A 12,936-nucleotide genomic window follows, 5' to 3' on the forward strand; every position below is an offset into this window, starting at 1 on the left:
ACCAACCAGGTCGTCGGCAGCGTCAAATGTGTATAAGAAAAAGCCCACCCCGCGAACCGAGCCCACCGACGCGGACGTCGAGGCCTTCAAGCAGCAGCTCGGCCGCCCGCCGCGCGGACTGCGCGCGATCGCGCACCGCTGCCCGTGCGGCCAGCCCGACGTGGTCGAGACGGCGCCGCGACTGCCGGACGGTACGCCGTTCCCGACGACGTACTACCTGACGTGCCCCCGGGCCGCCTCCGCGATCGGCACCCTCGAGGCGAACGGTGTCATGAAGGAGATGACGGAGCGCCTGGCCTCCGACCCCGACCTGGCCGCCGCGTACCGCGCCGCCCACGAGGACTACATCTCCCGCCGCGACGCCATCGAGGTCCTGGAGGGCTTCCCCAGCGCGGGCGGCATGCCGGACCGGGTGAAGTGCCTGCACGTACTCGTGGCCCACTCCCTGGCCGCGGGCCCCGGGGTGAACCCGCTGGGCGACGAGGCGCTGGCGATGCTGCCCGAGTGGTGGTGGAAGGGGCCGTGCGTGCTGCCGGCCCAGTCCCAGGAGGACCTCCTGAAGCTCGGCGCCAACGGCGGCGGCTTCTTCACGACTGAGTCCGGGGCTGAGTCCGGTACGGAAGAGGAAGGTGGCGAGAAGTGACACGCGTCGCCGCCGTCGACTGCGGTACGAACTCCATCCGCCTCCTCGTCGCCGACGCCACTGTGTCCAATAGCGCCTTCGGCGCGGGGACGACGGGTCAACTCATCGACCTGGACCGGCGGATGACCATCGTCCGCCTCGGCCAGGGCGTCGACCGTACGGGCCGCCTCGCGCCCGAGGCCCTGGAGCGGACGTTCGCCGCCTGCAAGGAGTACGCGGCGATCATCAAGGAGCTCGGAGCGGAGCGCGTCCGTTTCGTGGCGACCTCCGCCTCCCGGGACGCCGAGAACCGCGACGACTTCGTACGGGGCGTCCTGGACATCCTGGGCGTCGAGCCCGAGGTCATCACCGGTGACCAGGAGGCGGAGTTCTCCTTCACGGGAGCGACCAAGGAACTGAGCGGCCGGACGGACCTCGCCAAGCCCTACCTGGTCGTGGACATCGGCGGCGGCTCCACCGAGTTCGTCGTGGGCGACGACCACGTACGCGGCGCGCGCTCGGTCGACATCGGCTGCGTACGTATGACGGAACGCCACCTCGTGCACGACGGGGTGGTCGCCGATCCGCCGACTCCCGCTCAGATCAACGCCATGCGCGCCGACATCGAGGCGGCTCTGGACCTCGTCGAGCAGAGCGTGCCCCTGCGCGAGGCCCGCACGCTGGTCGGCCTCGCGGGTTCCGTCACCACGGTGTCGGCGATCGCGCAGAACCTCCCGGCGTACGACCCGGGCGTCATCCACCACTCCCGGGTCCCGTACGCCCGCGTCCGCGAGATCACCGAGTCCCTGCTGACCTCCACCCACGCCGAGCGAGCCGCGATCCCCTCCATGCACCCGGGCCGCGTGGACGTCATCGGCGCGGGCGCCCTCGTACTCCTCTCGATCATGGAACGGATCGGAGCGAGCGAGGTCGTCGTGAGCGAGCACGACATCCTGGATGGGATCGCGTGGAAGGCGGCGGAGGACCTTTAGCGGCCCTTCAGTACGCCGCTCACCCACTTAAGCTACCCACGGGTAGTATCGCCTGAGCGGTTCCGGTAACGTATGAGCGCGTCTGAGGGGCGCTGGAAGCCCCTCAGGAACATCTCGCCGAGAAACTTCGTGAAGTTCTTCACAAGGAAATCGACCCTGCTGAGGGAGGTTTTTACGTCCCGAGGCGCCCATGGAGCCATGCGGGGTTCCGGAGTGGACGTACAAGACCGTTTCGGGGGCGGCGGGAGGCAGCGAATCAGACGACTGGTTCAGCCGGGTCGCGGGCCCAAAGAGCAGCTCACGCGGTGTTGACAACGCCCCAAAGCACCCCATGGTTCCTTCGTGGAGGCGGGGGCGGGGAATGCGGGCCGGGCAGTGTAGCAGAGGGTGCGACCGAGCTTGTGAAGGGGCGCACGAGCTACCCCCCTCTGGCGGGTGGATACTCGATGGCATGAGCACCACGGAGCGTCCCAGGATCCTCGTAGTAGGCGGTGGGTACGTAGGCCTGTACGCAGCTCGGCGCATTCTGAAGAAGATGCGCTACGGCGAGGCGACCGTCACGGTCGTCGACCCCCGGTCGTACATGACCTACCAGCCCTTCCTCCCCGAAGCCGCCGCCGGCAGCATTTCGCCTCGGCACGTCGTCGTCCCGCTGCGACGCGTGCTGCCCAAGGCGGAAGTTCTCACCGGCCGGGTCACCACCATCGACCAGGACCGCAAGGTCGCCACGATCGCCCCGCTGGTCGGCGAGGCGTACGAGCTGCCCTTCGACTACCTCGTCATCGCGATGGGCGCGGTCTCCCGCACCTTCCCGATCCCCGGCCTCGCCGAGCAGGGCATCGGCATGAAGGGCGTCGAGGAGGCCATCGGCCTGCGCAACCACGTGCTGGAGCAGCTCGACAAGGCGGACTCCACGACCGACGAAGAGGTCCGCCGCAAGGCGCTCACCTTCGTCTTCGTCGGCGGTGGCTTCGCCGGCGCCGAGACCATCGGCGAGGTCGAGGACATGGCCCGCGACGCGGCCAAGTACTACAGCAGCGTGTCCCGCGAGGACATGCGGTTCATCCTCGTCGACGCCGCGGACAAGATCCTCCCCGAGGTCGGTCCCAAGCTCGGCACGTACGGCAAGGAGCACCTGGAGGCCCGTGGGGTCGAGGTGTACCTGTCCACCTCCATGGACTCCTGCGTCGACGGCCACGTCGTGCTGAAGAACGGACTCGAGGTCGACTCCAACACCATCGTGTGGACGGCCGGCGTCAAGCCGAACCCGGTCCTGTCCCGCTTCGGTCTGCCGCTCGGTCCGCGCGGTCACGTCGACACCCAGGCGACCCTCCAGGTCCAGGGCACCGACTACATCTGGGCCGCCGGCGACAACGCCCAGGTGCCGGACGTCGCCGCTCGCAAGGCCGGCGTCGAGAACGCCTGGTGCCCGCCGAACGCCCAGCACGCGCTGCGTCAGGCGCGGGTCCTCGGCGACAACGTGATCTCCGGTATGCGGGGCTTCCCGCAGAAGGAGTACGCGCACGCCAACAAGGGTGCGGTGGCCGGGCTCGGCCTCCACAAGGGCGTCGCGATGATCGTCATGGGCAAGGTGAAGATCAAGCTCAAGGGGCGGCTCGCCTGGTACATGCACCGCAGCTACCACGGGTTCGCGATGCCGACGTGGAACCGCAAGATCCGAGTCTTCGCGGACTGGACGCTGGCGATGTTCCTCAAGCGCGAGGTTGTCTCGCTCGGGGCCATCGAAACTCCGCGCGAGGAGTTCTACGAGGCCGCCAAGCCGGCGCCCAAGGTGGCCCAGTCCGCCGAGGCCCAACTCCCGCCGGCCACCCGCCAGAAGTCAGAGGAGAAGGCCAAGGCCTCCTGACCTCCGGTCACTGATCGACCCGAAGGGGCTCCCCGCCATCCGTGGTGCGGGGGGCTCCTTCGGCGTTTTTGCTTCGCCCCCGCCGCCCCTACCCGTCCCATCCCTGGGGCTGCGCCCCAGACCCCGCATCGGCCTGAACGGCCTCGTCCTCAAACGCCGGACGGGCTGAAGTCAGCGCGGCCCGGCGGAAATTCAGCCCGTCCGGCGTTTGAGGACCGGGGTCCGGGGGCTGGCCCCCGAATCGGGGTCCGGGGCGGAGCCCCGAAAGGGGGTCTGGGGGCGGTTCACCTTCTTAAGTGCGGGTAGCGTCTGACCTGCACAAACAGGCTGTTTCGAGGGTAGGGCGCGCATCCTGGGCGCCCAGAATCGAAGCGCAGGTGTGGCCGTTCCGTGACTGTTTCGCGACTTTCCGGCGTGATACGTGCGCGCAAGACAGCGCGCCCCCAACCGGGCCTGTGCGGCTGCCGGTTGGGGGCGCTGTTCCCGTACCGGGCGGGGGAAAGCCGGTACGGGGGCCTAGCGTGCTGCCCGTGCCCCTCGCAGGGCCCCGGAAGCGGCAGCCTTCGGGTTTGGTGCTGGTCGTGCTGGTCGCCTACTAGCGCGTGCTAGGCGTCGTGCTCGCGGTAGGGGTTGTCTCCTGTCGGCGTGACTCGCCAGAAGGTTTCCGCCATGGCTTTGTACTGACGATGCGTCGGATTCAAGCCTGTGTGTTTCAGCGCCCAGACCTCAACAGGCAAGCGCTCATTGTCGGTTGGCTGTGCCTGCGCCCCGCAGGCGAGGCATTCGGCCGAGTAGATGCCCTGCGGGGCGCCTTCCGCGGTTTCCGCGCCGAGCGTCCATTCAGCGGCTCGGATGATGGAGCGGGTCACTGTGCCCCCCTGGTCGTCTGGTCGGCTGGCCCCGGTCCGGCAGCGCGGGCAGGTGCACGGCGGGTAGCCGCTGGAGATTTCCGGCACCTTTACGGGGCGGACAGTCCGCGTGCGCTGGACGCAAGTGCGGTCGCCTGTCTGGGAGTTGACCCGGTATACGCCGATGGTCATCGTCACGTGATCACGCGTCCTTTCCGGACGCCTCGCGGAGCGTCTTGACCAGGACGCCACCGGTCACGCAGTAGACGCCGTTCGTGCACAGAGCACATTTCGCAGCATGCTTCAACAAGCCCTGAAATGCAGGGTGTTGAGTGCTTACCGTGTCGCTTCCGCCTGTCTCCTGGGCGCGCTCATGGACGCTCACCGCGCTGCCCCCCAAGGGTGCGCCTGGGCGCCTGCGCGTGCGCTGCGGGGCGCCTCGCCCAGGTGTGCCACGTAGGGCCGCACGAGAGCGCCTGTGTGGTCCCACGGGCGAGGCGGGAACCATTCGGCGCGCTCCCGTGGCTGGGGCGCCTGCACGGGCCCTGTCGGCTGCCCTGTGCGGTGCCTGCGCGCTGCGACCAGGCGGGCGCCCAGCACGTTCGGAGCGAGGCGCCTAGCGCGCGCTACAGGGGGCGCCTGCGGCGTAGCGGTGCGGCTGTGCCTGCCTGGGGTGCGGGGCCCGAGTAGGGCGCCTCTCACCCATGCGAGTAGCTGTGATAGGTAGTGCATCGGCTGCCTGCTCTCTCAGGTGGTCCATGCCCCCGGACCGGTCGCACGGTTGCGGGGGTCTTGCGTCTGCTCACGCTCCCGCGCTGCACGCAGGCTGCACCACGGCAGAACTGCCGCATTTAGGCGGCATCTTGGCTGCACGCGCTACCCTGACCAGGGAAGACGGCACCCGGACGGAGTACGGGCATGGCAGGAAAGCGGCAGCGTCTAGCGCAGCGCCGGAAGGCGAGCGGCTACACGCAGGAACAGTTCGCGGAAGCCTTGAAAGTCGACCGCACCACGGTGCAGCGCTGGGAAAAGGGCGAGGTTGACCCGCAACCGCATCAGCGGCCCAAAATGGCAAAGCTCCTGCAACTCACGTCCAGAGAACTGGACGAATTGCTAGCCGCGGACGTTCTGCCCGTTACTTCGGCGCCCAGTTGGATTGTTCCCGCTCAGCCGGCAAATGATGACGAAATGGCCGCTTGGGAATTGGCTCGACGCGTTCAGGTAAGCGACGTCGGACCGGAGACTCTGACGCGTCTAGAGCGGGCCTTTGATGAGCTGGCAACGGCGTATCCCGTTACGCCTCCGCATAATCTCTTGGAGCGTGTACGGCAGCACTCGGCGTATGTGGTGAGTCTGCTCGACGGGCGCAAGACGCTAGCTGAACATAGGCGGTTGCTGGTCGTCGGCGGATGGCTGTCACTGCTCGGCGCAACGCTGCACATTGACCTGAAACAGGGCCACGCTGCAACGGCCAGACTGCAAGCGGCGGTTACTCTCGCTCGGCAGGCGGAACATCCGGAAATCGAAGCGTGGTGCTACGAAACCGACGCGTGGCGCGTGCTGACAGATGGCGACTATGTACGGGCCCTTGAACTGTCCCTAGCCGCTCAGAGCGTCGCCCCTGCGGGAACGTCGGCGTTGATTCAAGCGACCGCCCAGGAAGGGCGCGCACGCGCGAGGCTCGGTCACGCAACAGAGACGTATGCGGCCATCGACAAAGTGCAGAAGATGGCTGCCACGCTAGGAATTCCGGACCGTCCGACAGAGCATCACTATCAGTACGACCCTGCAAAGGCGCTTGCCTACACAGCAACTACGCTGGCATGGCTGGGTGATGCTGCCGCGGAACCTTTCGCACGCGAGGTAATCGCGCGTCTGAGTCCGTCAGATGACGTCACGAAATGGCCGCGCCGAGTGGCTTCGGCCAATATCGACCTGTCCCTAGTACTCCTCGCAGACAACCGCCTAGACGAAGCCTGCAACTCAGTACAGAAAGCCATACTCAGTGGGCGCGTAGTCCCGTCAAATCACTGGCGAGCACTGGAAGTTGTGAAAGCCGTTGAGGTGAGGCAGCTACCGGAAGCGCCCGAACTGCGCGAGGCGTACGAGGGTCTAAAGGCCATCGAGGCGTAGCGGCTGCCGTGAACGCAGAAAAGGGCCCCTCTACCGTCCCGCGAATGCGAGGCGATAGAGGGGCCCTTACTGTGTGCTGGCTTAGCTTCCGCCGCCAACGAAATGTTTGATACTGCCGGTCAAATCGACCATCGCCGAGTCTGCCCGCATGAGTGCGCGGAAGGTCACCAGGTCGGTGTCAAACGCGAAATCATCCGAGCGTTCAAAGCGGATGCCCCCAGCGATGCGAACAAAGTACGTCGAGAAATCGCCGAACAGAACAGACTTAGCGTCAATCGCAACGGCCGGAACGTTCGGGTCAATGACTACCGGCTTAGACAGGAGCAAGTCAGGCTGCCCCGCAATGGTGGCAGGCTGCCAGATGTACTGTCCGTTAGTCGCGTCCTTAATCTTCCGGATGGTTGCAGCCGTGCCGTCGGCCATCATCCAATTACAGGAAGCGCTCATCCGGTACGGGGCAATGACGCTGTAGAACAGCTCAATGAGCAAATCTGCGCCCCTGTCGGCTGTCTCCTGGGCGCCGAAACCGCCACTCACACCAGTAGGCCCGGTAGCTCCTGCCGTCGAGTCAGTGAGGATTCCTCGCGGCTGCCCTGCGCCCGTACCGCTCAGCGCGTGAACGCCGAACGCGTTGCCCAGGGCCCTGCCCGCCTGGGCGCTCAGATAGCCCTCTAGGTCAACGCCTGAGTCTGCGAGGAGTTCCGTACTTACCTGGAATTTCGCGCCGTACTTATAGGCGCCCAGGTCGACGCTGCCGAAAGCCGGATCACTGGTCGAGATCGTGCCAGCCTCCGCGACCAGGGTAGCCGTGCTGTGAGCGGTCGTCTTGGGTACAGGGATTGTCTCGCCCGACGTCGTGTTGAGCACGGTCACCCCGGCTTGCATGACGCCGCTGGATTCAATCAGGTGCGCCATCAGGCGATTATAGAAACCCTGCGGGACGACGCTTCCGCCTGCGCCGGCAGAAAGCTTAGAAAGCGCGCGGAAATCGATTGGGCTACCAGGGTTCTGGATTTCGATAGAACGGCTTCCCTCGCCCCTCGCCCAGGCTCGCAGTTCCGCGTTGCGGATAACTGCGCCCGCTCGACCGGGGGCGCTCAGGATGGCGTCCGCGTCGCGTGCGCGCCGTTCGTCGCTCTGAATCCGCGTGATGCGCTTGTCGTACTCGTTAATGTCGTCGTTGAATTGCAGCCACTGCCGCTCTTCCTCGCCAGTGAACGAACGCTTTTCATCGGCTGCACGGTCGGCAAGTTCCTTTGCCTGTTCCCACGTGCGGAGGCGGTTAGCGTGCAGTTGCTTTATGAGCTGACTAGACATGGGTGTTCCCACCTGTTCCATTAGTCGTGACTGGAATTCAGGTGGGTTTCGCCCTGCCTGGGATTGCTCGGTATTCAGTTAGCGGGATGTGTTGCGCACTGTCCCTTTGCGACGCGCGATAGCCCCTGCCGGAAGATGACAGGGGCTATCGCGTGTGCGGTGCGAGGTGCGTTGCGCGCTGCCTCGCGGTTGGCGAGCGGCTAAACGGGGTGCGAGGTAAAGCGCCTACAGGAAACCTCGCACGCTTTATAGCCGTCCCGCCTTTGGGTCCGGGGGGATGAGTCGGACCCAAGCTCATGATCACCCTGGGAGATTCGCCCCGCAAGGAAAAATGGAAGTTGGGCGTGGGGCTGGGATTGGCCCTGTCTAAAAAATCGGAGGCTTTCCGCGGCTCAAGCGGCCCTGCGTCGTGCTCGCCACACTAGGAAGTAGCAGGCGATACACAGTCCGGCTGCGTGTTGAGGCTTGGTGCAGTGCTGGGCGGTGCAGGGTCCGAGGAGTTGCCCGCGTAGTCGCCGGTAGCAGGCTCTGCATAGGCCTCGCACGTATGGCAGTGCGGTGCATCCTGCGGTGCGGCATTCAGGCGTCATGGCTGCCCCTTGTGTGTGCCTGGGCGAGGCTGTGTGCCCTAGTGCGGGCATGGTGCAGGCGCATTCATCTTCGCTTGCTTCCTTTCTTTCGTCCAGTGCCAATGTCCAACATCCCACCCCTATAAGGGGGTGGGATTGGATTGGAAGTTTGCTAGTCCAATTGGACGCCGTTGGAATCGTTGGACGTTTCAGGGATCAAGGTTCCTTGTGTCCCGTCGGGCAGAGCCCATTTCTGGCGCGCCTTAGTGCCGATATTGCGCACTGCACCCCTTGCATGCAGGCTGTTTACCGCCCAATACACTGTTGACTTTGGCAGTCCCGTGACCTCTATGAGCTGAGCGGTTGTCGCGCTGGTTGTTCCAAAGGTGTCCCGCATGGCGTCCAACACTGCCCGTTCGCTGTCCGCCGCCTCTGTCATGTTCACGTGCGCGGGATCGAACGCGTTGGACGAATGCAGGACAGCCGACGCCCCTACGTCCCGCAGGCACAGAGAGATCTTGGGGAAGTCCTCGACGTCCTTCTGTTTCTCGCTGTAGACGTATACGCGGTCCCCTTCTTTGACGACCTTGATCACACTGGTTGCTGCACCTTCGATAGCAGACGCACCGCGCAGGTCTAGCCCATTCTTGCCGGAATGGTGGACCAGGAGAATGCAGGCGCCACAAGCGCGCCGGATCTTATCGGCAGCATTGACCACCTCGCCCATTTGGCCGTTGCTGTTCTCATCCGCGCCAACAGTGACGCGTGCCTGAGTGTCGATAACTACCAGGATTGGGCCTAGCTCCTTGATTAGCTCAATAAGGGCGCTCAGGTCTTCCGACCTGAGTAGCTGCACGGCCATGGGTAGGAACGTGACGTCACCCATCGGAACCCTAAAGGCTTCCTCCCAGGCCCTTACGCGCTTGCGTATGCCGGACACGCCTTCCGCCACGATATAGAGCACTCGGCCTTTCGTGGTGGTGTGGCCGTGCCATGGCATTCCATTGGCTATGCATCCTGCCCAGTCGAGCGCAACGAATGATTTGGCGCCCCCAGGCTTGCCGAACAGCCACGCGAGGGAATCCCGGTACAGGATTCCGTCAAGGACAGGAACAGGGTCGCTTATACTCTCTAGTTGACTACTGCGGACCAATGCGGCGCGTAGCTCTGCCAGCCGTGCCGGTATGGGATTCTCGGCAGGCTCGGCGGACACACCGGCCCTAGCGGCTATCTCCGCCGCTCTGTCTGTCATCAGGCCACCGACCTAAAGGCGCTTCGAATGGTCGCCATAGCTTCGATGGGTGATATACCTATGTCGCCTGCCGCCATGCTTAGTGCTTCCTCGGCTTGCTCCCTGGTTATTTCCTTGGCTGCCACCATCTCAGCCGCTCGACAGGCAGCCCAATGAATCGCGGCATTCCTGCGCCCTTCCTCGGCGTGCAATACCGTTCTGAGTAGGCCTGTGAGCCTGCCCTTTGCGCTGCCGTTGTGCCCAGGCTGATTGAAGGGCGAGGCGCTGCGGCTTGCGTATGGGTCGCGCAGTAGGCCAATCAGCCATGCAGGGGCAGCAGCAACCGGCACGTTGTCGAGTACGACGTATGCGCCTTTCTCTGACCAGGAAGGCGGGGCAACGACTTGCCCGCCATTGGCGCGTATGTCAAGGCCATTGCCCAGGCGTCCAGCCTTGTTAGTCAGCTCATAATCAAGGCCAGCCCATGACCAGTAGTAATGAACGCCTCCGCCACCTGTCCCGACTGCATAAGTGCGAGGCAGGTTTCCGTGTTGCCGTTCAAGGGCTGCGAGTGTTGCGCTTCCGCTTTTCCCGTCGCCGTCGTCAATGTCGAGTACCCATAGGTTTGACGCCTGCCCGGTTATGACACACACATTTCTCGTAGGGTCGTCTCTATACCATGCCGCAATCACTGCCATATTCGTTGTGGCGTTCTCTTGCCACCCCTTCATTACCGGGTGCTTCAGTCCCCTGGGTGCCCACATGAGGCGCCATCCCAGGCGGGCATAGGACAGGGCGTAGTCAATCGGTAGGCTCATTGGTCGCGCCCCCGCTAATCCGGTCCTCTAGGACCGTCGGGAGTCGCCCAGCGGCTAGAGCTGCCCGTATCGCATCAGGCACGTCTGTAAGGGCGCCCCGCAATACGGGGCAAGTGTCGTCGTGGCCAACATTCATGTGATAAATGCCGGACGGGTCGCGCGTGACGCCGTTAACGCGTGAGTTGCAATGGCTGCATTTGTAGTTCCTCGCGTAATCCTTGATTGCTTTGGGCGGCCCTTTTGGCGCCGGCTTCGGCTTCCTGGACTTCTTCTTCTTGGGCATGTTTCATCACATCCATAGATGGTTGGGAAAACTCAAGGCAAGATCCTTGACGCCCCATGGCTGACCGGTCATCGCGGGATGTCTGCCCCGCTCGGGAATTCAGCCGCTGCGCTTAGGGTTCGTTCCCCTCGCAGTTGGGCGGTTGTGAAGTTGTTGAGTGCAGGGGGAGTTACCGCCCAGGGCGCAGGAGATCACGCAGGCGCGCGATTTGCTCGGGCGTGGGAAGCGGGGCTGTTTCGACAACCCGCCTGATGTGTTCCTCAAGTGTCAGCGCCTTCAAAGCACGCTGACACTCGGTCACATCGGCATCGGGGTTCTGACGCTTGCGCCCTGCGATGCGGGCACGGAGTTTCGCCGTCTCGGGAGAGATAGGCACTGGAGACTCTCCGGAATATGTCCCGTCGGGACTAGGGGAGTGAGTCCGGCTGCGGTGTGCAGCAAAACCCCAGCCTACGCAAATAGCTCGGAAAGGCAAGAAAAAGCTTTAATTGCAGAGTCGGCCCACTCCACACCGGATTTGAGCACGCATGCGCGCGGCCCTGCACGGCCACCAGGCGCACGAAAGCGCCCCCGCCCAGGAAAGGGACGGGGGCGCCGTTGGCCGTGCGCTACGCGGCCGTACAGACCTCACAGGCAGGCTCTCTGTGCCAGTGGATGCGCTCGGCGGCAGTCTTGCCCCGACCGCGCGTGATGCGCACCTCGCCCAGCCAGTCAGCCGACAGCAGTAGGCGCGCTGCCTCGCGGCGTGCTTCAACCGGCGCGGCGTCCCAGTCCTGGGCGACGTCCTTACCCGGCTTGATCAGGTCCGTGAGGACGGCAGGAAGGGTGAGCCTGCGCTCTTCGTCTTCCAGGGCGCTGATCTTCTTGCCCAGCGTCTCGACCATCCGCGCAAACATCCGCGCCTCCGCGATGCTCTCAGGCTCCGCGTTCTCCGCCTCGCCCCTCTCCGCGCGCAGGCGGGACAGCTCCGCGCGGATGCCCTCCACCTTGCCGGAGTCACCCGAGGATGCGGTGAAGTCCTCAAACACCCTGTCCGACGCGAGATAGGCCAGGATCACGCCGGGGCGCCCAGCCTCCCCGATGATCAGCGCATCCACCTGCGCTTTGCTGATCTGGACGCAGCGCCGTTGACGGCAGAAGTAGTAGGCGCCCGCACTGTCCCCGCCCGCGGCAACCTGCCCGCCGCACACATCGCATTTCATGGTCATGGTCAGGACGTGCTTCGCCCGGCCGTTGCGGGTACTGCGGCGTTCCGGCGCGAGCAGCATGCGGCGCACGGCCCAGAACGTCTCTTCATCGATCAGGGGCGCCCAGATGGCGCGGTACAGGTTCGTCTCTGTGTTCTGCGCCGTGAAGGAGCGCCCGCGGCTCTTGGGCGTGTGCTTGCGGTACCCGCCATAGGCGGGACGGAGCGCCATCGTCCGCAGGTGATCATTCGTGAACGGACGGCCGGACCGGTTGACGTGCCCAGCCTCGCCCAGGTCGCGCGCTATGGAACGCATGGACTGACCCGCGCGCAGGCGCCGGAACAGTTCCTTCGGGACGGCCGACTCTTCCGGGTTTTCAACCCAGTTGATCAGCTTGCCGTCCTTGGGGTCGTACTGCGGCATGTAGCCGTGCGGCGCCGTGGCGTTCGGGCGCCCCTGCTCTGCCTGCGCGGCAGACGTACGCCGGTTGCGCATGCTGACCTTGTCGCTCTCTGTCTCGGAGTCCGAGGCATCCTCGCGCAGGTTGCGGCGGTCCTTCCAGTGAGTCAGGTCGTACAGTCGGCCGTCACTCGTGATGAAGATCTTTTTCCCGCGCGCCTCGCACAACTCCATCAGGTGCAGCCACTCAGACGTCTTGCGGCTGTAGCGGCTGTTCTCCCACAAGATCAGCACGTCTTCCGTGAACGCCCCGGACTCAAGATCGGCCACAAGCCGCGCCCAGTCGTCCCGTGTCTTGGACGCGTACCGGCTTGCCGACCGGTCGTTGTCGACGTAGGCCGCGCCTGTGATCGCGATGTGATGGCGCGCGGTGGTGCGCTCGTTGTCGTCGTGCTGCTCCGTGACGGAACGCTGCCGCCCAGAGCTGTCCTGGGACACTCGCAGGTACTCACGCCCCGTAAGGACGTCGAGGGCGACGGATGCGGCGGTCAGGGTGGCGTTTGCGCTGGTGTAGGGCATGCGCCCAGCATGCATGACTGCCAGCACTTAAGAAGATGAACGGGGCGCAGCCCCCAGCGGGGGCCCAGGGGGCGGAGCCCCTGGCTTCGGG

The 12,936-nt window shown here is 64.9% G+C and carries 9 protein-coding genes; 4 read left to right on the forward strand and 5 right to left on the reverse strand.

Annotated features, from left to right (window positions below; genetic code table 11):
* The first annotated feature begins 28 nt into the window (after nucleotides 1-28).
* The 3 genes from G6048_RS41515 (at nucleotide 29) to G6048_RS41525 (ending at nucleotide 3,481) form a co-directional block, all read left to right on the forward strand.
* On the forward strand, nucleotides 29-643 hold the full coding sequence (locus G6048_RS41515) for a DUF501 domain-containing protein (RefSeq protein ID WP_328828504.1): 615 nt from the start codon (nucleotides 29-31) through the stop codon (nucleotides 641-643).
* A complete protein-coding gene (locus G6048_RS41520) occupies nucleotides 640-1,614 on the forward strand; it encodes a Ppx/GppA phosphatase family protein (RefSeq protein ID WP_165344792.1) in 975 nt (324 codons plus the stop codon). The genes G6048_RS41515 and G6048_RS41520 overlap by 4 nt, the downstream gene beginning before the upstream one ends.
* Nucleotides 1,615-2,065: 451 nt before the next feature.
* Nucleotides 2,066-3,481, forward strand: coding sequence for an NAD(P)/FAD-dependent oxidoreductase (locus G6048_RS41525; RefSeq protein WP_165344793.1), 1,416 nt, complete (start codon nucleotides 2,066-2,068; stop codon nucleotides 3,479-3,481).
* Nucleotides 3,482-4,086: 605 nt separating this feature from the next.
* Here the strand turns inward: G6048_RS41525 and G6048_RS41530 are convergent.
* Nucleotides 4,087-4,350 (reverse strand): DUF7848 domain-containing protein, encoded by a 264-nt coding sequence (locus G6048_RS41530; protein ID WP_165344794.1) that lies wholly within the window; start codon nucleotides 4,348-4,350, stop codon nucleotides 4,087-4,089.
* Nucleotides 4,351-5,247: 897 nt separating this feature from the next.
* Here G6048_RS41530 and G6048_RS41535 point away from each other — a divergent pair.
* Nucleotides 5,248-6,462, forward strand: a complete 1,215-nt coding sequence (locus G6048_RS41535) for a helix-turn-helix transcriptional regulator (RefSeq protein ID WP_165344795.1) — start codon at nucleotides 5,248-5,250, stop codon at nucleotides 6,460-6,462.
* Between the two features lie 81 nt (nucleotides 6,463-6,543).
* Here the strand turns inward: G6048_RS41535 and G6048_RS41540 are convergent, their stop codons facing one another.
* The 4 genes from G6048_RS41540 to G6048_RS41555 all read right to left on the reverse strand — a co-directional run bounded on the left by G6048_RS41540 (nucleotide 6,544) and on the right by G6048_RS41555 (nucleotide 12,872).
* A complete protein-coding gene (locus G6048_RS41540) occupies nucleotides 6,544-7,779 on the reverse strand; it encodes a phage major capsid protein (RefSeq protein WP_165344796.1) in 1,236 nt (411 codons plus the stop codon).
* Between the two features lie 741 nt (nucleotides 7,780-8,520).
* Complete coding sequence (locus tag G6048_RS41545; RefSeq protein WP_165344797.1) at nucleotides 8,521-9,600, reverse strand: AAA family ATPase; 1,080 nt, start codon at nucleotides 9,598-9,600, stop codon at nucleotides 8,521-8,523.
* The gene (locus G6048_RS52115) at nucleotides 9,600-10,397 is read right to left on the reverse strand and encodes a bifunctional DNA primase/polymerase (RefSeq protein ID WP_165344798.1); all 798 of its coding nucleotides are present in this window, start codon (nucleotides 10,395-10,397) and stop codon (nucleotides 9,600-9,602) included. The genes G6048_RS41545 and G6048_RS52115 overlap by 1 nt, the downstream gene beginning before the upstream one ends.
* Before the next feature lie 891 nt (nucleotides 10,398-11,288).
* The gene (locus G6048_RS41555; protein WP_165344799.1) at nucleotides 11,289-12,872 is read right to left on the reverse strand and encodes a recombinase family protein; all 1,584 of its coding nucleotides are present in this window, start codon (nucleotides 12,870-12,872) and stop codon (nucleotides 11,289-11,291) included.
* Nucleotides 12,873-12,936: the final 64 nt, after the last annotated feature.

Origin of the sequence: Streptomyces ureilyticus (assembly GCF_011045025.1) — a bacterium.
Classification (GTDB): Bacteria; Actinomycetota; Actinomycetes; order Streptomycetales; family Streptomycetaceae; genus Streptomyces; species Streptomyces ureilyticus.

Coding starts and splice junctions, on each gene's coding strand:
- G6048_RS41525 (WP_165344793.1), top strand. CDS start 2,066: ATGAGCACCACGGAGCGTCCCAGGATCCTCGTAGTAGGCGGTGGGTAC.
- G6048_RS41535 (WP_165344795.1), top strand. CDS start 5,248: ATGGCAGGAAAGCGGCAGCGTCTAGCGCAGCGCCGGAAGGCGAGCGGC.
- G6048_RS41540 (WP_165344796.1), bottom strand. CDS start 7,779: ATGTCTAGTCAGCTCATAAAGCAACTGCACGCTAACCGCCTCCGCACG.
- G6048_RS41545 (WP_165344797.1), bottom strand. CDS start 9,600: ATGACAGACAGAGCGGCGGAGATAGCCGCTAGGGCCGGTGTGTCCGCC.
- G6048_RS52115 (WP_165344798.1), bottom strand. CDS start 10,397: ATGAGCCTACCGATTGACTACGCCCTGTCCTATGCCCGCCTGGGATGG.